We start from the raw sequence: 22,828 nt of genomic DNA on the forward strand, positions 1-22,828 counted from the left end.
GAAGTACAGTCGGTGTTGTGCTTCTCGAAGCATCGTCCCGTGCTGAGGATTCAGTCACCATTCACACTCCCAGTAGAACACCGCGCTAATGTTGCCTTGCGATGGACAGACACATCCGCTCATCCGGCCGCGAAGAGTCTAATAAGAGTGTATCCCCTGTATGTACTAGATATTCATAGTAGTAGCAGTCCGGACGCTCAATACAGCGCAGTTCGCAAATCCGTGCACTTGCCCTCTCGCGCCAAAAATGTAAATGAACGTGTATCGCTGACACGCGTGCAGGCGCATTCACACGCAGCCGCACTCACGAATCGAATAGCCATCCAGTAGGCGTTGCTTTGTTCGATGCGCCTGATCGCATGATGCTGATGCAACCGACGTTCGCACAAGAACGCCCGCTCAACAAATTCTCGAAGGCCCCATCATGAAGTTATGCATTAAAACTCCCACTCCGAAAAGACCCGTCGTTGACGGTCTTGTATTCCTGTTGCCATGGGGTTGCGAGCCGCTTGCCAATCAGCAAGCATTGTTCGAACGTGCTCGTCGCCGCATTCAAAAAGAGATTGACGATGGCTTCTGCACGCCCGCGTTCGTCAAGTTCAAACGGTATCGTTTCAGCTTCAACATTCCTCTGCCCGGCAAATCGAAGGCGCTGGTGCAGATTGGCGCTCTTGATCTCAAGCGCCAGAAGGGCGGCATCTCAGTAACGATGAACCCGGCAAAGTTCGCGGTCGGTGATGTCGAGCATTTTCACGAAATTATGACGCGCATTGTCGGGGCGTCGTATCGTAGCCTGACGCGCCGTGCGTTACTGAATCACATCGACTTCGCGGTTGATATCGTGCATGCTGATCTGAGCCGTATGCTGATCTCCTACAGTAACGCGCAGCAGTTCACCGTGTTCGGCAAAACGGTGAACTCGGCAGGGATCATTGAAACCTACAATTTCGGCAGCGAAAAGTCGGACTACATGACCTCGGTCTACGACAAGAGCGCGGAACGTCGGCACCGCGCGATCCTCAACATTGCAAAGCACGGCCGCCGCAACGAGCCGCTAACGGCGAACTTCATCAAACAGCTAGAGCAACTGCATGGCGCACCGCCTGTCGTACGCGTTGAAGTGCGTGGCAAGAAGTTGCGCGGTCTGCTGCTGCACAAACTCGGTGAACTCGAAAACCGGTTTGCTCGCTTCACGTTTGCCGACCTGAATGGCCAAGGTTCGACGCTGCCAAAGAAGCTGGAAGATGAGTTTATGTCGCTGTGCCGTGATCGCGGCGTGAAGGCCGCGCTTGAGCACTACAAAGGAACGTCGGATGTGCGTGAAATAAATGCTTTCTGGCGCTCGCATAAGGCCAGCTGGTGGAAGCCGGATACCATGTGGGCACAGGCGTGCGCGGAGTTGCGTAAAACGGGGCTATTCCCTGCTGCTGCGTTCCATGCCAACAACGAAAGCAATAGTCAGCGAGAAGCTCCGCCGCTGGAAGACGTTGCGCCGCGCGCAGCAAGCCCCGTAGCGCGAGCGGAAACGCGCACGCAGTGCAACCATACTTCGACGGCCAGCAAACTCGATCATCGAATTGCCTGAACCGGTGGTACATATTCGATGGTGTGCTCACCAGGTGTGAATGCGTAGTAAAAAAAATCCTCGTCACTACCGGGGTGCCGGATGAATGTGCACCCCGGATCAGATGCACCCAACGTCACATCAAAAAGATCGCCATGCTCGTCGGCAACGACCGAGTGTGCGGTGAATCGCCTGGCAGGCGGCAGCGCCAGAAACGACACGTCGAGCCAGCCGCGCACAGCCTTGTGAGCGGGATGAGACTCAACCCAGCGCCTAACGTTCTCATGGCACGCGCCAAGCGTCGGGGTCCATGCATCGAACTTGTCGGCAACGCGGAGCACCCGCTGCGCCGTCAAAGCCAGCAACACCAGTGTCGCGGCCAACTCCCTCTTTTGATCCGAGGTCGGTGACGGTTCTCTCGTGAAGCTCAGTTCTGCATTTGCCATTTGGCAACCCCGATATTCCAGAATCCCCTTCATTGGGCGCGCTATCAATCAACGCGCACATCCAAAGACGCATAGCGCCAATATGGCTGTATGCGCTGCGCATTTTTTAAGGCCAGCGAACTCCCTTCATCGGTGGTTCTCAAGTTTCACTGTCGTCATGTCGATATAGTGTACGTAATCGATTTGCTTATCACATATATCGAAACCAGAAAATGCTTACCGAGATTCTAGGGGCTGCCGCGACCGGCGCTATTATCAGCGCATTCGCGACCATGCGGGTTGCTGCGCGCAATATCCACGTCGACAGCGTTACGAAAGAACGGACAAAATGGCGTGAACATATCCGCGAACTCGCGGACAAGCTCACGATGGCTACGAGAAATGGACAGCTTCAAGAAGTTCAGCGTCTGCGTCTTCAGTTTCAGCTTCGTCTGAACCCTCAGGACGAAGCTGATCGCTCGATTCTCAGTAACATCGATCGTATAGTGACCGCACCTGCCACACAACGATTGGTCGCTCTTGATGACGTAACGGCGCGAGTCGCTCTGTTGCTGAAGCATGACTGGGAACGGGCAAAGTACGAGACGCGATTTTTGATCACGCGAGGCAAGGCACCGCAGCGGGTTGCGTACGTTCCTGCCACTGTCGTCGGGAAAGAGGTGTCGGCGGGGCGCAATATGCCCTTCTTGACCGCGGTCGGCTGGCTCGCAACTATGATCGCAGCGGCGGGTGTGATCTTCTTTCTTGCTGCCGGGTTATCGAAGCCCTTTAGCGAGCTTTTGATGAACTTCAATGATCCTGCTACGACACACCCCGCTCGAGAGTGGGTCGGTCTTGCGGTAGCGGCTCTCATTTTTGGGTTGATGTGGTCGATCCTACACCTTGTCTTCAAGATCGCTGAAAAGAAACTCGTCGATGAAGGTGGGCGTTCTGTGGTGAAGCGGCAAGTGAATGTGTGATGTGGGTAGCGAACTCGATTGGCAATCGCATTCAATATTTGGCGGATGCACTAGCTTACCTAATCGCCGGTCCCCGCCTTGGTCCACGGAGAATGCCAGGTATTCGCGGGCGATGCCATGGTTGCCTGTTAACGGGAGGGCTGCACATCGCTTGTGCTACGACTTGCAGTCCGGCACAGATGCAGAGGGCCGGGTCAGCGGCTGAGGGCAGCGTCGACCCGATTCGTAGGCATTGCTTCTAAAAAAAACGATGACACTCACTCGTAAATTCCGAACGGTGGTTATTGACGGATGCGACTTCAGGGTTCGAGATGACTCCGGCACCTTTCTTTGGCAACTGCGCGGAATCTGCACGATATCCGAACTCAGTAAAGTGCTGTTCGACAGTCGGAACCGACTGTTTCTTCTCAAGCAGCAGGAAGCTCGACAATGTGCAAACGCGGCTGCAGGCGTCCTTGTAGGGGAAGATGGCGTATTCCTCTTCGGAGAATCCGGTGCCGATCTGCCGCCGATCGAAGATTTTTTGCCATATGCCGCCAAAAGGAGCGTACGACCGTTTCTTGCCGATTCGATTCCAGAAACGTCATGGGGATCAAGTCTCTCGAACCTTTTGACGTGGCCATGCTGGAATCGACTCCGCCAATCCGCGTTTATGGAAACGGGACATCGATGCCTGCTTTGCGGTGCCGCAGGAAAGCTGGATTGCCATGAAATCTGGAAGTACTATGAACCCGGCGAAGACGGGCAAACTCATCGAGGCGCGTTGTGCGGTGTTCAGCGCCTTGTCAAGCTGATTCCAGTATGCGCCGACTGCCACGAAACATTTCATCTCGGCCTAGCCGGAATTAGGGGGCGGCTGGATATCGCCATGGAGCGTGTCGCGGCGTTGTACCGCCTGTCGGACGATGAGCGCGAAGCATACTTCGCCATGGTAAAAGAAGACTGGTACCGTCGAAACGAATTCTCGTGGGCTCTTGACGTTTCGGTGGTAGGCACCTCGCTCCTCGAGATAAAGCCGGAGTGGGAACTGCAACCGGATAGCAGCCTGTCGGCCAAACAGAAGTACGGCACATCTCACACTTTCGTTCTTGGTGCTCCGTGGCAACGAAAAGGTGATCGTGAAGAACGACTGATCAGCATCGAAGCATTCTTGCGCGGCTCCGTGCGCCACAAGATTCCAAGCACACACGGCCACCGTAGTTGAGAGCGCATGCAGCGAGACCGCGTTGTTTCCCTGCTGTCTTCCAGACATATCCGCGAGGCACGGCAGGCGGGCGATTTCGAAATCGCAGCGCTCGATATTATCGGCGTTATAAGCGGGAAGCGCCCCCCGCGGATATCATGACATTGTTAGGTAGTATTCCATCGCTACACCGCCTAAGGTGCCCTGCGCGGTTACCAGAAAAACATGCCAACTATCTCATCGTTGCCGTCATCATTCCTCTTGCTCCAGCAGGAAGGACATTTGATCTCTTCGTGCCTGACGACGGGATTGACCGAGCTTCGCTCAGCGGATGTGCACAACAAGGGCGCGTTCTACGCGGCCCTATTCAACCTATCGATAGGTTTCGAGCGTCTGCTGAAAGCAACGGTTATTATCGATCATATGTTGAAGAATGATCTGAAGGTGCCCACGCGAAAGCAACTGAAAGAGTACGGACATGACATTCAGCAACTCTATCGGTCATGCGCTACGATCCCGTACGACGAAGATATGACGCTTCCCAAAGTAGATGACCTGCAACCAATTGCCCGAGAAATACTCGCGCTGCTGAGTGATTTCGCGCAAACGACCAGATATCACAACCTCGATGCATTGAGTGCCCCACCTGCACGTAAGGACCCACTCAGTCACTTCAACGAAATCCTCGAATCGATCCTGCGCGTAGATATCTCGCCCCGATCAAAGGCGCGAATAGGCAAAACCGCGAAGATCATATCGGAAGCGATCTCGGATAAGACTTTTACACTCATGCAAGGGCTGGACACGAAGCCACTCTCGACAGAGCAGGCCCTCTTACTGCCGGGACTTCACCAACAAGCAACAAAGCACGCGGTGCTTTACGTCGTCAGATTGCTATCCCCGGTGAGAGACCTTATTTCAGACTTAAGCCGCCGGGCGTATGGGTTAGGTTTGTCAGTTCCTCCGTTCCCGCAGATGCAAGAATTTCTGGAGTGGCTCTATGATGAACGCGGGTACGTACTGCGCAAGAGGAAATGGCCCTGATGCGCAGACCAGTTTCACGGAACAGGTCTTAGCACTGAGCGAACGTGGTCAACGCACAAGCCAAATCCGTACGCGCCCAAACCGGGTTTTATCATCCAAGGTGTTGTCGTTGGCCCCGAGGGATGAAGATTGAGATATCGCACTGCCAAGGCCCAACACCTTCGACGTCAAGCAGAAACCGGAAAGGCTGCCAGTCCGCTTCGGCGTCACTCGCGACCTGATCGACACTCCGAACACGCTTCACGCTATGCATCGGCGTGTATTCCCGCAACCCGACGGGGTCGCGGTAAGGTATGCAGGCCAAGCGGATAACTTCCAGTTTGATGAGACGCGGAAGCCATGACGACCCCTTGAGGTCATCGAAGTACTCTTTGATTCGCGTCCCGAAGTTCCGATGGAATAAAACTTCGCCGCGAAGCGTCGAGAGGCACATCTTGATCTTTTGCGGGAACGCATCCAAACCGGACACCATTGCAAGGTCTCCGTTCACCAAGAATAGGTCGTGCGCCTCGTTGAGCGCCAGGTCCGCTGGCAGTCGGTGTACGTTCGTGCGCGGAAAACCCGCGCGCACAGCGCACGACACAACATATCCCTCATGTGTCTTCTCCCATTTAGGTGCCGCAATCAATTGCCGCCCGTCACCTAACGCATTAACCAGAATATAGCGATCGTATGGATCAACGTGAGAGAAACGCTCGCCGAAGTCAATCAGTTCGGACAGGTCACCAATCAGGAAGTGATCGATGCGCACACGCCATTCCGTTCCGCTTGCTCCGATGAGTTCACCGGAGAAAACAAGACTCTGGCCGATGGCGACAAAATCCGTCGGATGATTTGACTCGGACCCCGCATGCATTCCTTGCGACAGCCGCTCTTCGTGATCCGACTTCATCCTGAGCAATGCGTCTGCCGGGTACCGCACCTGCTCTCTATCGATGAGGACGCTGTGGTTCGCACACATCCAGATGCCGTTTGTGATGTCAGAGCGTTGCTCCGCTGTCATTCCTTCAAGATATCTAGGTCCTCCGGGGGACGCTGCGTGGATGTGAGCCGCCACACCGATGCTCACAATGGCACTTGGCGACTCCTCGCCCGGACTGGAAGTTCGGATTTCGCAGCCAGGAAAGCAACACCGATGATCCGCCCGAAGTGCGAGCAATCTCTTGGTCTTCTCCGAAAAGTCGTGACGATTTGGTCCGGCCATACCTTGGGTCCCCGAGTTGTCAAAGAAGGCGCAAATTTCGGATTCGACCGATCTGCGGTGAACGCTGCCGGATAAGATCGGCGAGAAATTCGGGTAGCAGGGCACGCGGCACGGTCGCAGGAACGTCGGTGACTAACTGGGACGGCACATGAACAATGAAATCGTTCGGCGCACTCGCGAGGCTGTGCTCGTAGGAAACGTTATAGTCCACGGTCTATCTCCTACCTGCTCTGCCTGAGGTCTGTTGGGGCGCCAGATAACTACCGCCCGAACGCTGTCGATATTATCCCATCGCTGAACGAGTTCGGGCGAACGACGATCCGGCGTGGTTGCTCCGAGGTAAAATGCCGCGCATTGAACCGGGGGCACTGTGTCGAAATTCTTTGTTTTATTGAGCTTGCTGGCAGTGTTGCTGATAATGCTCTCGCCAGTGACAGCAGAAGCGCGCCCGCGTGTAGTGTGCAAACACGTCTGGTATCGCGGCCATCTGGTTCGACATTGCCGTCCAGTGCCACCACCACACCACCATCGACGCCATTCGCAACATCGACAACCAAACTACGTCTGATTATTCGGATAGCAATGCATCAAACACGTTGGGTGCGTCGTTGAACGCTGAACGGGTTTATTTCGTGCGGCTCAGTGGCACACACACGCCTGATGCGTTGCAATTGTCGTCCGTCGATGCGCTGCCGCTCTCTTTGAGAGCCACAGCGACACCTGCGCATAAAGGGAGCCTTGACGACTCCTTTGTGGATAGCTATTTGATCAGGAATTTATCTCGATTCTTCGCGTCTTTGATCCAGGCCGGAGCTCGCCCGCGGCCGGTCCACGTCTCGCCACTTTCTGGGTCCCGATATTTCGCTTCCACCGGGCCGACGGCTCGGCGGCGACCAAACACATCTTTTTCGGTGAAGCCATAGAGTGCAACCTTCTCGCGGATGTCAGCGAGCACAGCCACTGACTCTGCCGCGATAGCCGCTTCCAGTTCCGCCTGTGTCTTTTCAAGTTGCGCCCGCAATTCAGCAACGGACTTGCTCGCCATGGTTTCAATCTCCAGATAGGGTTACAGGAAAAATTTCCGATACCGATGCTATCAGATTTGCCTTCTACTGCTCCGTTATCCGTAGGCGTTCCGCGACCGGGACGACAAGCGAAGACGGAAACAGCTGAAGCGCCACAAGAGTTGGTAGTACCAAATTCTCAGATTTCCGGGTTCGGCCAAGAATGGTTTTTCGGGTTGGACTGGATAAGGTTTGCTAACAAGCGGGAAGCTGTCCTTGCAGAACTAGCGTCAAATAATTCCCGGACGCCTCAAAGGGAGAGCGAACGTTTTTTGCAGCGAAGGCCTCATGACGATAAGTCCAGTCTAGCTACCCGCCGCCTTTGGACTGAGTTTTCACCGATGCTGCGTCAGATGTTCCACGCACACATCAAGCATGCCTCGCATGATTGGCAAGCGGTAATTCAGCCGCCAGCCATCTACGAACATCGCGACCATTCTGGCCGGGCCCATGAACCACGGAAATGTCAGGAACTGAGGCGCAAGATCAGCCGAAATCCGCGCCAGCTTCGCCGATCGAGCCAGTCACAGTCCGCCGAATTTGACGCCGTCCACATCCGCGCGGCCTCTACTAAGTGACCAGTCCGTAGCCAGTCGCCCGTGCTTGCGTGACCGATGAATTGTGCCAGCACAAGAAAACATAGCAGGTCGGCACGCTCGGCGTTGTCGAAATTCCTGTCTTCAGTCATTTTTATCCCATTCGATAGTTGCCTTATAGATCACCATAGAATGTCGGCTTGCTGGCGAGCCGTGACCGTTCTCTTATACTCGTCGATCATCTTCAACACATCGCGTGCTGTCGCGCGACGCATTTCGGAGATCGCACCACATATGCGGGCCGCGCGGGACAGTGATCGGCCACAGGGAGTCGCCCGTCGGAGGCAGCTTTCGGGTAGGCTGGCGGCGATCGAACGCGATCTGCTCTCGTGGCGTTCGATGCTCTATACCTGTTTCAAAATCGCAACGACAACGAGGCACATCAAAGGATCAAACTATGAGCGTTATGAGCAATCATCTTCTGTCTGCGACCGGAAGCTTCGGATTGAACACAGCACACTCTATGGTCAAGAAGGCTTGGCGCGAATATCAGCGGTGCACAAACGCAGCATCGAACGATGACCGTCGTGATGCTGCGATTAATTGCGCGATCACCTTGTGGCATATGAACGACTGGGTGTGGAACGGGATAGCTGCCGCAGCCCGCGACAAGCCGGAATTGAAAGACCTGCTGGGCGTGACTGGGCGTCGACTGACGAAGGACGACCTTGTTAAGTGGGCCGTAAGCGCGTGCCCCGAGTTGAATGTCTGTCAATCCATCTGTAATGGCTCGAAGCACGTTGTGTGCGCGGGGATCACGGCGGCGCGAATGACCCCAGACGATGTTGATAAGACATCGGAGGTAGAAAACGCCGTAGGTCGCCTGGAGATCATCGACGACGAAGGAGTGCGTGATGGAATTGAAGTGCTCTATAAAGCCTTTGAGTTTTGGTACCATCATGCAACCAACGACAATGTGCTCTGCTAGGCCGTCGTAGAGCAATCTTCCTTTCCGATTCTGCTGCATTTAAAGGCAGGACTCCCGCTCGACACTTCCGTGCGCTTAACAGCCCTCAGCTCTGTGGCGTCAAAATCACCGCCTGCAACGGGTCGAGGAGTGTCAGTTGCGGTACGTTGTGAGCGACGCGATCACCGAATCAGAGTTGCCCTCCTGCGAGCAGCAATGCGCTGCTCGCAGGAGAAGTGCGTGTACTACAGTAACTCAGAATTTTTCCGAGGCCGCGCAAGATTCAGAACCGGTACTTGAAAAACATCTTCCGATTCGCGAACACAAAGCCGCCCGTCGGTATCGCCACAAGCGCGAGGGATTCGACAGCGAATTCTTTCCTGACTTCCTCGACCAGAATGGCCAGAAGTCAGCTAGTCAACGGAGCTGCTTACCACTTCGGTCGGGCGCATGGCGTCCCGCGTTGGAGGCAAGCGTTGTAATAGTCGGAGATTGATTTCCCTCTGCTCGGATCAGTGACGTTGTCCTCGTATACGTCTTGGACCATAGACGCCGCATATGCCTGGGCCAAAGGCGGCAATCCGCCCACAACCGTCATTTGCTGTTCCTCCGTAAGTCCTTTGTTCCGGCAGCGAATGATCCGTTCGGCGGAGTTGAACTTTGCGTTTGCCAGATCGGGACATATCGCCAATACATTCCGGGCAGCTTGTAGCTGCTGCTGTCCTTCCTGTTGGTCCCGTCGCTGTTGCGCGTCGTACTTCGCTTGGTCCGCAGGGTCGAGCGGGCAGTTGGCGTTGCACACGGGATGCTGCGTCTGGTAGTCAATCCGCTTCTGCTGAGCTTGCTGCGCCTGCAATTGCGCGGTGTCTTGCTGAGGCTGAACTTGCGCCGTTTGGGCGACGGCGATTTGAGCCGAATGGATCACGCCAAGAATTTGGCTCAGTTGGGCGTTCGCGATGGCAGGTGCGAGGGCCGCTAAAGCAATAGCTGAAATTCGTGAAATTTTCATGGTTTTTGATTTCCTTCGATTGCATTCACATATCCAGAATTGACCGCGATCCGGATATGCAACATGTTTTCCATCCCCGTTTCCTGTTAGCCACCCTTGCAGCAACCCAAAGCGAGGCGATTTTACCGTAAACATGATGCCTATAAACTTCATTTAAAAGACTATTATAAACCGTGGTTATGAAGGCGTCGGAAACGCATTCTGTACGCCATGGCTACGAAACCAAAAATCCGAGACCGGCGTAACGCAGTGGCGACAGCCGTGGGCAAGCGCGTCAAAGCATGTCGGATCGAAGCAGATAAGTCTCAGGAGGAACTGGCGTACGAGGCATGTCTAGATCGGACTCGCGTCAGTGCTATCGAGCGCGGCATCGCGAATCCCACGGTAGAGACGCTGGCGACTATCTGCTACGTGCTTGGCATTACGTTGTCTGACCTGTTTGAGCCATTGAAGCTCGCCCTCAAGCCATCCGATGAGCACCGCACAGATGTCAGCCCTCAGCCTAAGCGCCGACCACTTCGGTAGCTACGGAGGCTTCTGCGGCTCGCTCCCGTCGATAGAGATTGCCCCGTTCAGTACGACCGAAAACGTCGCGTCGATGGTGGTGTACGTTGCGTATCGTGGCCACTTGCCGGGTTCCCTGCCCGCATAGTGAAGTCGCGCGTTGCACGTCGCCATTTTCGCGGGTGGCCCTTCGGCAGGATCGAGTAGCAGCAGTGTTTGCCCATCGAACCGACGGGCATCCTCGACACCTTGAACGCCGATCGCTAGTACCGCGTGGCTATGCGATTCCCCGACTCCGCGCCAACTGCATATCACCAGTCTCTTTCTCGCCAGTTCGCGCTCGATGAATGCGATGACTTCCCGGTGCACCCCACTTTCGGCAACCTTCGTTCGCATGCCGCAGTCGAGCTCCGCAATGAGCGCTTCAAGTTCCCGGAACGTCGCCCCCGTGAAGAAGTAGCTGACTGCTCTTTTCCAGAATGCAGCTTCAAGCCGCCGCCGATGCGTGGCGATGCACGATGAGTCGGTAATCAGCCCGGTAATCTGCAGTGCCATCGCTACGCAATACAGCGCGCACGCCGAATCCCACTGGCCCTGCTGACTATGAACGGGAAGCTTCGATCCAGCCGCACTCAAACTCTGACCCGGACGGATGAGCGGGTGAAACCGCTGCACGACGAAGCTCATGGGTCAGTACTCGTCCGGGCGCAAAATCGTGGTCGCACTGCGGTCCCACTCCGAAATCACCCAAAGTTTTTCCTTGCCTGGACCGACTTCGTACGCACTCAGGAGTCGCCCGCCCAATATCACGGCGCGTTCATTGGCGGCGCGGTCCTCTGCATCCAGCACGCCCCAGTCACCGCGCTGGTGTCGCAGCAATAGTTGGAAGGGGTGAGTTCCGGTGCGGTGCATCAGTTCGCGTGCGCCGGGCGTCATCACGGTGCGGCCTAGTGGAAAAAGAAATTTTCGGCTGCTCTGTTTCATTGTCAGGTGTACTGAATATTTTGCGCGAGCGTCATCCCCGGCTGGATTCCGGTATCAAAGGCTCAAGTTGGGTGAAAAAGCTGAAACGCGAGGCTGCAGCAGTACGTTTCGGCTCAGCGGAGACGTTATCGGAGGCAGTTGCCGGGCGTGAAGATGCCGGAAGTCGAGGTTGATGGTCAAGTCACCTGAGCGAATCAGGCGGACACCGAAAAACTGGCATTTTTCTTCATAAATGGTCGAAAAACGCCCCAAATCGGCCACTCATCGAGCGAAATGTAACACAAATGGCCGAATAAATAAAAGGGATCGATCAAACGGCATCCCGGCCCGCTATTTTGCCCGACCCGGGTGTTGCAAGAGATTTCCTAGGGACTTCCGGACGTAGAAATCGCTCTCTGACCCGATTACAGCCCCACCAGTGGGCCATCCTTCCCACGCTAAGCGGGAAAGCATGGATTCAAAGCGTCAGCCGCTCCACGTCCCGCTCGCCAACAACGAAAGATTTGTAATTATTGCTGCAGTGCAACGTTGCGTCCGGGGCACACTCTTCGTAGGAAAAACGGGCAAGTCTGCTTATTTTTTGTGCAAATCAAGCAATTTCAGGTGTTTGGCAGTCCGAAACCTGTGCCGGACACTGCTGCGCTGCTTCGGCATGAGCGCTCTGCGACTCAGGAAAGGCCTTCGCGCCGGGCTGGTCCGGAAGTCATCGCGCGGCATGAGCCGCAAGCTGGTTGCGCGCGCAAGCTGTCCGCCGATGACTTCGATGAGCGACCGTTGCCAACATATTGCTGAGCTCGAGAGCGTTCTGGAACGAGTGGACGCGACGACACACCTTTCCACTGTATGGTCTTTTGGGCGCCCCCGAAATGATCAACTCCGGACGCGGTTAAGCAGAAAAATGGTTGGCTTACTTGCTTGTGCGGGCGTGCCTGAGTAGCGCCGTCTAAGCAACTTGCGATGACGCGATAGAGTCATTGCACCGGGCCTAATTGACCCATGAACGAGCTTGCCTGAGACCTGATCGCGTCGAGTTTATCCAATTCCATGTTTTGGGCGACGCCAGTCGAATGAGCAATCAGTTCGGGCAAAGTCAACTCCAACGCTTTCCTTAATTGCGGAAAAAGCAGCAGTACGTATCCGCCCTCACGGTCTACCCAAGCGCTGGTCAGGCTCGAAGGAGCAAGTTCCACGGTGAAGGGTAGCTTTTCATCGATCGTTACGTTCAGGACGTAACCAGATCTAACCCACGTGACGCAGAGTGCCACACCTCCCGGGTAACCCATCAATTGGGAAAAACGGGGATCCGCTTGATGGACAAGACTTGCGGCCCCGCGCAACTTCGATTGGTTGTTTGCTGATGGCCAACAGCCCTTGCGAGCTTCATGAGCGTGCTCTGTGGCGAGATAAGGCTCACCGAAGAGTGAATACCCGACTGCGAGCGACATTTTTGCGATGAACCTCTGGTCAAACTTTCCGTTAAATCTGATTTTGGCTAGAAGCGTCCCGGCGGCTAGTGCCGCACGGATAGCTGCAACGGAAGATATCTCTTGCGCATCAGCGACATCGAATCCGGGCCACGCGCTGTTGCTAGCCAACCCAGCGACCGGTGTACCGAGAATTTTGCGAATTTTCTTGCTCTTGAAAGCATCCAAAAAGCTTGCGATGCCCATTTGCCAACGTGTCGAATCTTGGCTGGTCAGGAACAAATAAGCAGCCGATGGTTTTCGCTTCCGGTCGGTTGGATTTCCGCCGGAGTACCAGAACGTGCGCTCGTCTTCGTATCGTACCCAGACGATCGTTTCTCCGGACGGACCTATCCAATGCTCCGCCACGTGATCCGGTGGGACAACCAATCCTGATATCGCGGTCTTCCCGATGCAAACGAGAGGTAGCGGTGAATCGCCCAGCCCCCTATATAGTTTCCCAGCAGCGACCGTCATGCCATTCGTCACAAACCACGATTTCGCATATGACGCGTCCACGAATAGCCCGAGCTTGTTGTTACAGTCCCTGCAAGCATTTTCAAGCATAAACTGAGACGGCGCGTATGCCCCTCCCATGAATTGAGGAATTGCATGTTCGAGACTCGAATCTTCGGTGTGAAACTGTTGCGCGCAATACAAGCATTCAAAGATAGCTGGCTGCATACTTGATTGGAATTGTTCAGTTAAAAATCGTGCTCTTTGTTCCGTAATAGCCTAGAGGAAATCGTGGGGATCGCGCGTCAACACCAACTGCTCAACTCTCTGCGTCAGGCTCGGGACACCCGGCGGGTAGAAACCATCGAGAGCTGCGATCGACTCCAGTTTTATGTCGAACTTTTTTGCGACCTCGTGGAAAAGAATTTCGACTGCCCTTTCGAACGCAGAATAATCCCTGCTCGCAAAGAAAAACCCTTTTTCACTCAGACAATTCTTCCAGCCATTTGGCCATGTTCCATTAACTTCATGAACAAATTTTTCGCAGGCTTCAAGTAGAGCACGAAACTCCGCTTGATAATTATCAATCTCATCGTGTGCCGCGATATGCCGGGCGTCTCGAAGAAGAACCAAGAGTTCGTAAGACTTTGGGTCGGCCTCCCTGACACGCTGAAAGCCAACTGGGGCTTTCCCATCACCAATCTCCAGAATGAGCTTTTTTTCTATGCCTGCGCGAGCGCTGATAACAGATCCTATCAATATCGAGAAACTCGATTTTAAGGCAATATTTCCTTTGTACATTTTACTTTTCTCAGCAAAAAGTCCGATAATTAATTTCAACCACATCAAAGAGCAGTTTTATCGCAGACTCATAGAGCGCGGCAAATCTGAAGTCCATGCGCACCGCGACCCCCAACATGCCCCATTGACCCTGCTCCCTTCAGTTAGAACCGGAGCTGGTTGGCGGATCAACTCTCGCCGACCACTCGTTGCAGCGTGCTGTGACTCTGGGTGACGGCTACTCGTTACCGAAGTCAATCCACTTCGCGATTATGCATCGCGCTCGGTAATCGTGACGATAGATTACATGCTTCGACCGTGGCTCACGAACGGCCGCTATGTATAAAGTCGCAGGGGTCCCTTGTGGGTCCAGCTTGTGTGAAAACGCATGCTGATCGCCTAAACTGAAGTAACGCATTCAGGTCGGGCGGTCATATGAAGCGATTCGTTGAAGGCGAAGACCGTAAGCAAGCTGTTTTGCTGCCCGAGTATCTCGAGGACTATGTGTCCGACGACAATCCAGTGCGCGTAGTCGACGTCTTTGTCGATGAGCTTGATCTTCATGATCTCGGCTTTGACGGAACCGCTCCCGCGATGACGGGACGCCCCTCATATCATCCATCCGTGTTGCTCAAGATTTACGTCTACGGCTATCTAAATCGGATTCAATCGAGTCGGCGTCTGGAACGTGAGACTCAACGCAATGTTGAGCTCATGTGGCTAACAGGCCGCCTTTCGCCGGACTTCAAGACCATCGCTGATTTCCGTCGTAACAACGGCAAAGCGATTCGCAATGTGTGCAGCCAGTTCATCGTGCTATGCCGTAACCTGGACCTCTTCTCAAAATCGATAGTGGCCATCGACGGCAGCAAGTTCAAAGCCGTCAACAATCGTGATCGCAACTTTACGAGCGGGAAGGTTCAGGCGCGCCTGCAGCAGATCGATGAGAGCATCGCGCGATATCTTTCCGTAATGGAGACGGCAGACCGGACTCAATCCGATGTTACTGAAGCGAAGACGAGTCGCATCAGCGACAAGATCAGCAAGCTCAAACAGCAGATGCAGGACCTCAAGATTATGGAGCAGCGATTGCGCGACTCGCCAGATGGGCAGATCTCGCTGACTGATCCAGACGCACGCTCAATGGCAACGAGCGGTCGGGGAACCGGCATGGTCGGCTACAACGTTCAGACAGCCGTTGATGACGCGCATCATCTGATCGTGGCGCACGAGGTCACGAACGTCGGCAACGATCGCAGCCAGTTGTCGAACATGGCCGCCCAGGCGCGGGCGGCCACCGGCATCACCGAACTGACCGTTGTTGCGGACAGGGGCTACTTCAAGAGCGAGGAAATCCTGCAGTGCCACGAGGTGGGCATTACGGCCTTCGTTCCTAAACCGCTGACTTCAGGCAAGGTCGCTGACGGTTACTTCGGCAAGCAGGATTTTATCTACGTTGCCAAAGATGACGAGTACATTTGCCCTGCCCAGCAGCGGCTCAACTGGCGTTTCACAAACATCGAACATGGCATGACGCTGCATTGCTATTCGAGCTCGGCCTGTACTACCTGCGACATCAGGAAACAGTGCACATCCGGCAAACAGGCTCGCCGCATAAAGCGCTGGGAGCATGAGGCCGTCGTTGAAGCGATGCAGCAACGGCTTGACCAGAAGCCGGACATGATGCGCATACGCCGTCAGACCGTCGAGCATCCATTTGGCACGCTGAAGTTCTGGATGGGCGCGGCGCACTTCCTGATGAAAACCCGCGAGCATGTCAGCACTGAGATGAGCCTTCATGTGCTGGCGTACAACCTCAGGCGCGTCATGGCGATCCTCGGCACTCGGTCGATGATGCAAAAGATGCGGGCCTGAGGACCAACTTGCATCAGGTCCGCTGGCCGGCGCGCATCAAGGCGCCCAGGCACCTCTGCTTCTCTCAACATCATCAAAGACCCGATATCCGTAAGACCGGCTCAACGAGGCCGACGACGGCCGTATTGGCTCGTGGGGAAAATCGTCGGGGCGCCCGCGCCGCGTTTTTACACAACCTGGGTCGATGTATGCCTTTCGCATATCCGCTGCAATCAGCGATCGATCGAGGTCTGCGTCGGACCGTGTTCGGCCGAGGCCGTGTAAAAACGCGTGAGCCGGCGGTCTGTCGAGCGACTGGTGAGGCCGCGCCTTCGCAGCTTCCTGTCTTCCTGTTGTCTACGACTGAACTGATTGCGCCACGCCAACAAGCAAAGGCAGGCGTGAGATTACGCGCCTGCGAGCTTCATCGCTCGCAGTGTCTTTGCAAATCCGAGGATCTTCATGACGCGTTTGAGGTTGTACGCCAGCACATGCAAGCTCATTTCAGTCGAAACGTTCCCAAGCCTGCGCATCTGGAAGTGGGTTGAGCCCATCCAGTGCTTCAGCGTGCCAAACACGTGTTCGACCGTTCGTCGCCGTATTGTCATCGCGTCAAGCTGACGATCCAGTCTGCGTTGCATTCTGTCGAGTACCGCTTCGTGTTCCCATCGGCGAATGCGCCGATACGGCGCCGGCGTGCACTGCTTTCTGAGCGGACAGTGTGGGCAGGCAGTGCTCCAGTAGGTCCGCAGTTTCAGCAGATTGGCACTCTCCAACGAGGTGTAGCGGTATATCGCGCGTTGCCCTGCCGGACACAGATACTGGTCGTCTCTGGCGATGTAAATGAAGTCGGCCCGGTCGAAGCGACCGTCAGCCTTTGCACCGGAGGTTTGTGATTTGGGCACCAATGCCGTAATGCCCGCGTCGTCGCATGCCTTGATCTCTGGTGCGCTGAAGTATCCACGGTCTGCCAGTGCCTTGATTTTCTTCTTGCCCATCGCGTCGCGCGCCGCTTTGGCCATTGGGCTCAACTGCGTCCGGTCGTTGCCGACATTCGTGACTTCGTGGGTAACGATGAGATGGTGCCGGGCGTCGACGGCGACCTGAACGTTATAGCCAACCACGCCCGTACCCTTGGCTTGAGAGACCATTGAGCGTGAGTCGGGATCGGTCAGCGAGACCTGCTTTTCCGGCAGGTCGTTTAGAAGCTCCGCTGCGCGATCCAGATCGCGCATCTGTTCACGCAGCGTCTCAATCTTCTCCCGTAGGCGTTCAGTCTTCGCTTCTACCTCGGCTGGTTGAGTGCGATCGGCGGTCTCCAGTGCGTCCAGATAACGCTGGATGCTTTGCTCGATCTGCTCCTGACGTCGTGCAATCTTGTTGGGCGTGAAGTTGTTGTCGCGGCTGTTGACCGCCTTGAACTTGCTACCGTCGATGGCTACGACCGCTTGTGTAAACAGCTTCAGCTCCCGGCATATCATCACGAAGCGACGGCACACGTTGCGAATGCCCTCACCATTGTTCCGCCTGAACTCGGCAATCGTCTTGAAGTCTGGCGCAAGCCGGCCGGTCAGCCACATCAATTCGACATTGCGCTGGCACTCCCGCTCCAGGCGTCGGCTAGACTGCACGCGATTGAGATAGCCGTAGATATAGATCTTGAGCAGCACGGCCGGGTGGTAAGAAGGTCGCCCGGTGCTTGCCGGCGTGGTGCCTTCGAATCCGAGGGATGCCAGTTCGAGTTCTTCGACGAAGGCGTCGACAATCCGCACAGGATTATCTTCAGCGATAAAGTCATCGAGACACTCCGGCAGGAGTGTCGTCTGACTGCGTTCCGCACCTTCGACAAATCGCCCCATCTGCGCCTCTTGTTTCAGCGGGTTGATTTAGTCTAGGTGATCACGCGCGTTTTTACACGGCCTCGGCCAGTTTCAGTCGTTCGAAGAAAACTCGCGACGGTCCGCTCAGGGTGGGACATAAGACGGTCACCGAAACGGATTTCACTTTACTCTTGAATGCTCTTCTAGCGAGTCATGGCGCGCGAGTCAGAGCCCATCCAGGTCCTCGCGTGACAAGCGCTTCGGCGCCTGCGCTTCCTACTTAATCTCTTGAGAACATGAAGCACGGCCAGAGAGCGCCGCGCACAGCGCTTCGAAACACGCATCGACTGCCGCGCTCTGCACTAGCGGCACGCGTCGCAGCGCGACAACGCAACGCGTGATCACCGGCTCGACGAGCGGTCGGAAAGTCAACTGCGGATCGAACAGCAAGTCCTCGTACATCAGCGGCAGAACCGACAGCGCCATGCGTGCACGAACAAGTTCCCAAAGCGTTTCCACATACTCGGCCCGATACGCCACCACCACGGGTGGAACCTTTTGCGCTTCGGCCAGCTTGCCGAGCCAATCGGCGATGTCGCCGCGTTGAAACATCGCGAGACTGCGCCCGTTCAAAAGCGACCATGGGATGCTGGTTTGCCCGGCAAGCGGATCGTCCGCGCGCATTACGACCGCGAGCGTATCGGTGAACAGCGGCTTTTCCATCAGCCGCGGGTCGTCGCACGGCACGCCAATGCCGATGTCGGATGCGCCGCTCAGCACGTCGTTGGCCAGATTGGGATGAATCACATCGCGGACCTCGTAGCGGATCTTGGGCATCGACAGCGCGACCGACTGGAGCACCGGGATCACGCGCCCGGCTGAAGCGGGCAGCAGACTCAGTCGAACGATTTCCTGTCGCAGACGCGCGTTGTCCTTCATCGATGAAAACGTCGTGTCGGCGGTCTCAAGCAGATGTTCCGCAAGCGGCAGGATGTCGCGTCCGAGATCAGTCAGCGTGACGGGATGCGTGGCCCGATCAAACAGGGGGCCGCCGAGCAGGATTTCCATCTGACGAATCGCGGTGCTCAGCGCGGGCTGTGTAACCGCGACCCGTTCAGCCGTCTCTGTGAAGCTGCCCGTGCGCGCCACTGTAACGAAGTACTGCAACTGCCGCAAGGAAAGCGCCGGAAGCGGGCGGACGTGCTTTGAACTGGCATTGCTTGCACTCATCGGCAGAGCCCATTAAGCGAATTAATAAAGACATAAACAAAAGGGATTGGCTCAGGAAATTTGTCCTGCCTACCTTCCCATTGCGCACTCGACAACGAGCGGGTCCGCCAAATCATATTGGAGACAAAAATGTTCAACACACGCCGCTGGATGGGAGGGGGAACGGCTGCAATTGCTGCACTGTGCGCACTACCGTGTCACGCGCAGAGCACCGTGACGCTGTACGGGTTGCTTGACGACTCACTCGCCTATGTCAGCAACCAGAAGGGCGGGCGCACCTTCATGCAGCTTTCAGGCGATGCGCAGTCCGACCGCTGGGGCATGCTCGGCGAGGAGGATCTGGGCGGCGGCTACAAGGCGATCTTCCGGCTGGAGAATGGCTTTACCATCAACAATGGAGCGCTCGGCCAGGGCGGCCTGGAGTTCGGCCGGCAAGCATATGTGGGCTTGAGCCATCCGCGCGCCGGCTCGCTGACCCTTGGCCGGCAATACGACTTCGTACTCGATTTTTTGTGCCCCATGTCGAACGGCTGCGTGAGTTCGGATGTCTACGCGTTTCACCTTGGCGATTATGACCGCCTCGGAGGCGAACGCGTTGACAACGCGGTCAAGTACATGTCGCCGGACATCGGCGGCCTGCAATTTGGCGGACTGTATTCATTCGGCAACCAGCCTGGCAGCCTTTCGCGCAACAGCGCCATGAGCTTTGGCGCCGGCTACCGCCGCGGCGCTTTTCAGCTGGGGGCGGCGTACACGCAAATTCGCAACTTCATGCCGGCGTTCGACCTCGGCACGCCGGTATTCGGCGCATCGCTAACGGGCGCCGCAATCGACCGCTACGGCACGGGCGGTGTCGGCATGAGCTATAGCTTTGGCGCCCTCGACGTCCGGACCGTCGCGACCTTCGTCGACTTTCGGCGCGCCAGTCAATCGGCGATATTGCGTACCGCCGAAACCGGCCTCACGTACCGGCTCGGTCCCGCATTGCGCCTGAGTGCAGACTACGCGTATACAAAGTTGCAGGGCGATCACTGGCAGCAGGTGGGGCTGGTGGCGGATTACTTCCTGTCGATACGAACCGATGTCTACTTGCACCTGAATTCGATGCGCTCAAGCGCCGGTGTTCACGCCGTGCTGTTTCCGCTCGCGCCGTCGAGCACCGACGCGCAATCGGTCGCCAGCATCGGCATACGACACAAGTTCTAGCGTCAATCAACGAGCATATTAGTGCAACTCGCCTTCCAGCTTCCAGCCATCGGAACTCGCATGAACACGACAGAAAACGCGCGCATACGGCGCATGCAGTGGACATCGGTGTCGCTATTGCTCGTCGCCGGCATCATCAACTATCTCGACCGCAGCTCGCTCGGAATCGCCAACGTGCGCGTCGCCACGGAGCTTGGATTGTCGGCGACGAAGATGGGCTTGCTGCTCTCGAGCTTCTCATGGGTACTGGCGTTCGCGCTGCTGCCGATCGGTGGCGTGCTGGACCGTTTTGGCACACGCAAGGTGCTGGCGGCCGGCCTGCTGGTCTGGTCGGTCGCACAGATCGCCGGCGGCTTCGTCTCCTCGGTCGGCGGGCTGTTCGTGGTGCGCGCTCTGCTTGCACTCGGTGAGTCGCCGCAGTATCCGTCGGGATCGAAAGTGGTTAGCGAATGGTTCCCGGTGCACCGGCGCGGGCTGCCGATCGGTCTGATTCTCGCATCGACGACGCTCGGTTCGATGCTGGCGCCCCCATTGCAGACGCTGCTGCTCCTGTCGTTCGGCTGGCGCACGATGTTCGTCATCATGGGGGCGATCGGCATTCCGGTCGCGCTCGTGTGGTATCTGCTCTACCGCAACCGTGACGACGAAAAGCTGTCCGCCGCGGAGAACGCATATCTCGACGCCGGCGACACGCTGAAGGAATCGCCGTGCAAGCTGACCTTCGACGAATGGATCGGCCTGTTCCGACAGCGCACCACCTGGGCGATGATGTTCGGCTTCATGGGCATCCTATACATGGTCTACCTGCATCTCGCGTGGCTGCCGAACTATCTGCAACGCGAGCGGCACCTGAGCATTGCGCACAGCGGCTGGGCCGCAGCAGTGCCGTACCTGTTCGGTACCGTCGGCATGCTCTGTTCCGGTGTCGTCGCGGACTGGCTGATGCGCCATGGCACGAGCGCGATTGTCAGCCGCAAGATTCCGTTGTGCGCGGGCCTGCTCGGCGCGGCGGCGTTCACGGTGCCCGCCGCGTTCACCGACAGCGCCGTCGCCGCCGTTGCCTATATCAGCGCAGCAATGCTTTGCCTGAACCTCGCGGGCGGATCGGTGTGGGGGCTCGTCAGCGTTGCGGCGCCGCGGCATCTGGTCGCCTCGCTCGGCAGCATTCAGAACTTCGGCGCGAGCATCGGGGCAGCATTCGCGCCCTTTGTGACCGGATGGATCGTCGATACGACTCACTCATTCGTCGACGCGCTGCTGGTCAGTGCGGCGCTGGCGGTGCTGTCTGCAGGCTGCTATCTGTTCTGCGTCAACCGGCCGATCGAAACACGTGAGCCGCGCCGTGAGCGGCCCGTCGCCATCTGAAACATTGTGCGGAACCTAACACGAGACTACCCGGGAGAATACCCACATGCTGATTGATACATCTGTTGCAGCGCCAACTGGCCGCTCCAGCACGCCGTTCCACCAGCTCCTGCGCCGCATTCCGAAAACCGAGCTTCATTTCCATCTACTCGGCGCAGTGCGGCCCCAAACCGTCATCGAGCTCGCGATCAAGAACGTGGTCGAGCTACCGACCTACGATGCGGATAGGTTGTATCAGACCACCGACTTCGAACAGTCGCTCGCGGTGTTGCGTGCGCTCGCGTATTGCGTGACCGATGAGGCGGATTTCTCGCGGATTGCCTACGAGGCGCTCGACGATTCGGTGACGCGCAGCAATGCCCGGCACGTCGAAATGTTCTTCAATCCGACGGTGTTTCAGGCGCTTGGCGTGTCTTATGAACAGATGATCGACGGCCTGACCGACGGCATCGAGCGGGCACGCGAGCGCCTCGGCGTCACATCGCTGGTGATCCCGTCAATCGATCGCGAGAAGCCGCCCCGGCTTGCACTGCAGATGGTCAAGGATGTGATCCGGTACCCGTCGCGCTACGTCGCCGGCATCGGCATGGACTTCGCTGAAGGCAAGGGTCTGCCGGGGACGTTCGAACCGGCCTATCGGCTCGCCCGCGAACATGGCCTGAAGCGGACCGCGCACGTTTGCGAGTCGAACCAGCCGCTGTGGGCGGCGCCGCCCCATAACGTGCGCGTATGCGTCGACGAATTGAAATGCGACCGTCTCGATCACGGCTACAACATTCTCGCCGACGCCGAAACCATAGACTTCGCGCGGGAAAGAGGCGTGACGTTCTGCACCTGCGTGCCGACTGCCGTGCCGGCATTTCGCAAGCGGCGCGCCCTCACGATTGCGGCGATGCGTGATGCCGGGTTGCGGTTGACGATCAGCACCGACGATCCGTGGCTGTATGGCTGCGACCTCGCCGATGCTTGGGTGCAACTCTTCGACATGTTGAACTGGGGCTCCGATGTTGCGCGTGAGTTGATGCTCAACGGTATAGATGCCTGCTGGGCCGACGAGGCGGAAAAACGACGCATGCGAGCCGAATTTGATGTGGAATTCCAGGAGCTGGCCGCCGAATTGCTTCTGGATGAGCGGGCATAGCGCTGCAACCGTATGAGCTGCCCGGGGGCAGCGTCACAAAGAAGGGCGG

The 22,828-nt window shown here is 56.6% G+C and carries 22 protein-coding genes; 11 read left to right on the forward strand and 11 right to left on the reverse strand.

Translation table 11 applies throughout. The features are described from left to right. Window positions 1-424 precede the first annotated feature (424 nt). On the forward strand, window positions 425-1,585 hold the full coding sequence (locus PQQ86_RS15670; protein WP_408268353.1) for a hypothetical protein: 1,161 nt from the start codon (window positions 425-427) through the stop codon (window positions 1,583-1,585). Here the strand turns inward: PQQ86_RS15670 and PQQ86_RS15675 are convergent. Further along, complete coding sequence (locus tag PQQ86_RS15675; protein WP_408268355.1) at window positions 1,570-2,010, reverse strand: hypothetical protein; 441 nt, start codon at window positions 2,008-2,010, stop codon at window positions 1,570-1,572. The genes PQQ86_RS15670 and PQQ86_RS15675 overlap by 16 nt on opposite strands. A 212-nt stretch (window positions 2,011-2,222) precedes the next feature. On the opposite strand from PQQ86_RS15675, the gene PQQ86_RS15680 reads away from it, so the two are divergent. From PQQ86_RS15680 to PQQ86_RS15690, 3 genes are all read left to right on the forward strand, one after another. Then, entirely contained in the window at window positions 2,223-2,969 is a 747-nt protein-coding gene (locus PQQ86_RS15680) for a hypothetical protein (protein ID WP_408268357.1), read from the forward strand. Window positions 2,970-3,219: 250 nt separating this feature from the next. Further along, window positions 3,220-4,173 (forward strand): hypothetical protein, encoded by a 954-nt coding sequence (locus tag PQQ86_RS15685; RefSeq protein ID WP_408268359.1) that lies wholly within the window; start codon window positions 3,220-3,222, stop codon window positions 4,171-4,173. Between the two features lie 204 nt (window positions 4,174-4,377). Next, a complete protein-coding gene (locus PQQ86_RS15690) occupies window positions 4,378-5,196 on the forward strand; it encodes a hypothetical protein (RefSeq protein WP_408268362.1) in 819 nt (272 codons plus the stop codon). Window positions 5,197-5,287: 91 nt separating this feature from the next. Here the strand turns inward: PQQ86_RS15690 and PQQ86_RS15695 are convergent, their stop codons facing one another. The 3 genes from PQQ86_RS15695 to PQQ86_RS15705 form a co-directional block, all read right to left on the reverse strand. After that, window positions 5,288-6,088, reverse strand: coding sequence for a DUF2634 domain-containing protein (locus PQQ86_RS15695; protein WP_408268365.1), 801 nt, complete (start codon window positions 6,086-6,088; stop codon window positions 5,288-5,290). 331 nt (window positions 6,089-6,419) lie between these two features. Next, window positions 6,420-6,611 carry a hypothetical protein gene (locus tag PQQ86_RS15700; protein ID WP_408268367.1) on the reverse strand — a complete coding sequence of 64 codons (192 nt, stop codon included), beginning with the start codon at window positions 6,609-6,611 and terminating at the stop codon, window positions 6,420-6,422. A gap of 549 nt (window positions 6,612-7,160) precedes the next feature. Further along, on the reverse strand, window positions 7,161-7,445 hold the full coding sequence (locus tag PQQ86_RS15705) for an H-NS histone family protein (RefSeq protein ID WP_408268369.1): 285 nt from the start codon (window positions 7,443-7,445) through the stop codon (window positions 7,161-7,163). Window positions 7,446-8,457: 1,012 nt separating this feature from the next. Between PQQ86_RS15705 and PQQ86_RS15710 the strand changes: the two genes are divergently transcribed. Next, a complete protein-coding gene (locus PQQ86_RS15710) occupies window positions 8,458-8,988 on the forward strand; it encodes a hypothetical protein (protein ID WP_408268371.1) in 531 nt (176 codons plus the stop codon). A 409-nt stretch (window positions 8,989-9,397) separates the two neighbouring features. Here the strand turns inward: PQQ86_RS15710 and PQQ86_RS15715 are convergent, their stop codons facing one another. Further along, on the reverse strand, window positions 9,398-9,976 hold the full coding sequence (locus PQQ86_RS15715) for a hypothetical protein (protein ID WP_408268373.1): 579 nt from the start codon (window positions 9,974-9,976) through the stop codon (window positions 9,398-9,400). 210 nt (window positions 9,977-10,186) lie between these two features. Here PQQ86_RS15715 and PQQ86_RS15720 point away from each other — a divergent pair, with 210 nt between their 5' ends. Continuing rightward, window positions 10,187-10,501, forward strand: coding sequence for a helix-turn-helix transcriptional regulator (locus tag PQQ86_RS15720; RefSeq protein ID WP_408268375.1), 315 nt, complete (start codon window positions 10,187-10,189; stop codon window positions 10,499-10,501). On the opposite strand, the gene PQQ86_RS15725 is transcribed toward PQQ86_RS15720, so the two are convergent. Continuing rightward, window positions 10,502-11,167, reverse strand: a complete 666-nt coding sequence (locus PQQ86_RS15725; protein ID WP_408268377.1) for a hypothetical protein — start codon at window positions 11,165-11,167, stop codon at window positions 10,502-10,504. Between the two features lie 3 nt (window positions 11,168-11,170). Further along, window positions 11,171-11,416, reverse strand: a complete 246-nt coding sequence (locus PQQ86_RS15730) for a plasmid related protein (protein ID WP_408270309.1) — start codon at window positions 11,414-11,416, stop codon at window positions 11,171-11,173. 14 nt (window positions 11,417-11,430) lie between these two features. Between PQQ86_RS15730 and PQQ86_RS15735 the strand changes: the two genes are divergently transcribed. Continuing rightward, on the forward strand, window positions 11,431-11,637 hold the full coding sequence (locus PQQ86_RS15735) for a hypothetical protein (RefSeq protein ID WP_408268379.1): 207 nt from the start codon (window positions 11,431-11,433) through the stop codon (window positions 11,635-11,637). 798 nt (window positions 11,638-12,435) lie between these two features. Here PQQ86_RS15735 and PQQ86_RS15740 read toward each other — a convergent pair. Both PQQ86_RS15740 and PQQ86_RS15745 read right to left on the reverse strand, forming a co-directional pair. Then, window positions 12,436-13,611 (reverse strand): HNH endonuclease, encoded by a 1,176-nt coding sequence (locus tag PQQ86_RS15740; RefSeq protein ID WP_408268381.1) that lies wholly within the window; start codon window positions 13,609-13,611, stop codon window positions 12,436-12,438. Window positions 13,612-13,662: 51 nt separating this feature from the next. Then, window positions 13,663-14,184: a hypothetical protein gene (locus tag PQQ86_RS15745; protein WP_408268384.1), complete on the reverse strand. Its 522-nt coding sequence runs from the start codon at window positions 14,182-14,184 to the stop codon at window positions 13,663-13,665. A 414-nt stretch (window positions 14,185-14,598) separates the two neighbouring features. Here PQQ86_RS15745 and PQQ86_RS15750 point away from each other — a divergent pair, with 414 nt between their 5' ends. After that, entirely contained in the window at window positions 14,599-16,038 is a 1,440-nt protein-coding gene (locus PQQ86_RS15750; RefSeq protein WP_171928456.1) for an IS1182 family transposase, read from the forward strand. A 386-nt stretch (window positions 16,039-16,424) separates the two neighbouring features. Here the strand turns inward: PQQ86_RS15750 and PQQ86_RS15755 are convergent, their stop codons facing one another. Both PQQ86_RS15755 and PQQ86_RS15760 read right to left on the reverse strand, forming a co-directional pair. Then, window positions 16,425-17,876 carry an IS1182 family transposase gene (locus PQQ86_RS15755; RefSeq protein WP_093647944.1) on the reverse strand — a complete coding sequence of 484 codons (1,452 nt, stop codon included), beginning with the start codon at window positions 17,874-17,876 and terminating at the stop codon, window positions 16,425-16,427. Between the two features lie 237 nt (window positions 17,877-18,113). After that, window positions 18,114-19,067: a LysR family transcriptional regulator gene (locus tag PQQ86_RS15760; RefSeq protein ID WP_408268389.1), complete on the reverse strand. Its 954-nt coding sequence runs from the start codon at window positions 19,065-19,067 to the stop codon at window positions 18,114-18,116. A 129-nt stretch (window positions 19,068-19,196) separates the two neighbouring features. On the opposite strand from PQQ86_RS15760, the gene PQQ86_RS15765 reads away from it, so the two are divergent. From PQQ86_RS15765 to PQQ86_RS15775, 3 genes are read left to right on the forward strand one after another with little or no spacing between them, the layout of a single operon-like run. Then, on the forward strand, window positions 19,197-20,273 hold the full coding sequence (locus PQQ86_RS15765) for a porin (RefSeq protein ID WP_408268392.1): 1,077 nt from the start codon (window positions 19,197-19,199) through the stop codon (window positions 20,271-20,273). Window positions 20,274-20,333: 60 nt separating this feature from the next. Then, a complete protein-coding gene (locus PQQ86_RS15770) occupies window positions 20,334-21,638 on the forward strand; it encodes an MFS transporter (protein ID WP_408268395.1) in 1,305 nt (434 codons plus the stop codon). Window positions 21,639-21,684: 46 nt separating this feature from the next. Next, window positions 21,685-22,779, forward strand: coding sequence for an adenosine deaminase family protein (locus PQQ86_RS15775; protein ID WP_408268399.1), 1,095 nt, complete (start codon window positions 21,685-21,687; stop codon window positions 22,777-22,779). The last annotated feature ends 49 nt before the right edge of the window (window positions 22,780-22,828 follow it).

Source organism: Paraburkholderia sediminicola (assembly GCF_046026675.1).
In the GTDB taxonomy this organism is placed as follows: domain Bacteria; phylum Pseudomonadota; class Gammaproteobacteria; order Burkholderiales; family Burkholderiaceae; genus Paraburkholderia; species Paraburkholderia sediminicola_F.

Coding starts and splice junctions, on each gene's coding strand:
- PQQ86_RS15670 (WP_408268353.1), top strand. CDS start 425: ATGAAGTTATGCATTAAAACTCCCACTCCGAAAAGACCCGTCGTTGAC.
- PQQ86_RS15675 (WP_408268355.1), bottom strand. CDS start 2,010: ATGGCAAATGCAGAACTGAGCTTCACGAGAGAACCGTCACCGACCTCG.
- PQQ86_RS15680 (WP_408268357.1), top strand. CDS start 2,223: ATGCTTACCGAGATTCTAGGGGCTGCCGCGACCGGCGCTATTATCAGC.
- PQQ86_RS15685 (WP_408268359.1), top strand. CDS start 3,220: ATGACACTCACTCGTAAATTCCGAACGGTGGTTATTGACGGATGCGAC.
- PQQ86_RS15690 (WP_408268362.1), top strand. CDS start 4,378: ATGCCAACTATCTCATCGTTGCCGTCATCATTCCTCTTGCTCCAGCAG.
- PQQ86_RS15695 (WP_408268365.1), bottom strand. CDS start 6,088: ATGAAGTCGGATCACGAAGAGCGGCTGTCGCAAGGAATGCATGCGGGG.
- PQQ86_RS15705 (WP_408268369.1), bottom strand. CDS start 7,445: ATGGCGAGCAAGTCCGTTGCTGAATTGCGGGCGCAACTTGAAAAGACA.
- PQQ86_RS15710 (WP_408268371.1), top strand. CDS start 8,458: ATGAGCGTTATGAGCAATCATCTTCTGTCTGCGACCGGAAGCTTCGGA.
- PQQ86_RS15715 (WP_408268373.1), bottom strand. CDS start 9,976: ATGAAAATTTCACGAATTTCAGCTATTGCTTTAGCGGCCCTCGCACCT.
- PQQ86_RS15720 (WP_408268375.1), top strand. CDS start 10,187: ATGGCTACGAAACCAAAAATCCGAGACCGGCGTAACGCAGTGGCGACA.
- PQQ86_RS15725 (WP_408268377.1), bottom strand. CDS start 11,167: ATGAGCTTCGTCGTGCAGCGGTTTCACCCGCTCATCCGTCCGGGTCAG.
- PQQ86_RS15730 (WP_408270309.1), bottom strand. CDS start 11,416: ATGACGCCCGGCGCACGCGAACTGATGCACCGCACCGGAACTCACCCC.
- PQQ86_RS15740 (WP_408268381.1), bottom strand. CDS start 13,611: ATGCAGCCAGCTATCTTTGAATGCTTGTATTGCGCGCAACAGTTTCAC.
- PQQ86_RS15745 (WP_408268384.1), bottom strand. CDS start 14,184: ATGTACAAAGGAAATATTGCCTTAAAATCGAGTTTCTCGATATTGATA.
- PQQ86_RS15750 (WP_171928456.1), top strand. CDS start 14,599: ATGAAGCGATTCGTTGAAGGCGAAGACCGTAAGCAAGCTGTTTTGCTG.
- PQQ86_RS15755 (WP_093647944.1), bottom strand. CDS start 17,876: ATGGGGCGATTTGTCGAAGGTGCGGAACGCAGTCAGACGACACTCCTG.
- PQQ86_RS15760 (WP_408268389.1), bottom strand. CDS start 19,067: ATGAGTGCAAGCAATGCCAGTTCAAAGCACGTCCGCCCGCTTCCGGCG.
- PQQ86_RS15765 (WP_408268392.1), top strand. CDS start 19,197: ATGTTCAACACACGCCGCTGGATGGGAGGGGGAACGGCTGCAATTGCT.
- PQQ86_RS15770 (WP_408268395.1), top strand. CDS start 20,334: ATGAACACGACAGAAAACGCGCGCATACGGCGCATGCAGTGGACATCG.
- PQQ86_RS15775 (WP_408268399.1), top strand. CDS start 21,685: ATGCTGATTGATACATCTGTTGCAGCGCCAACTGGCCGCTCCAGCACG.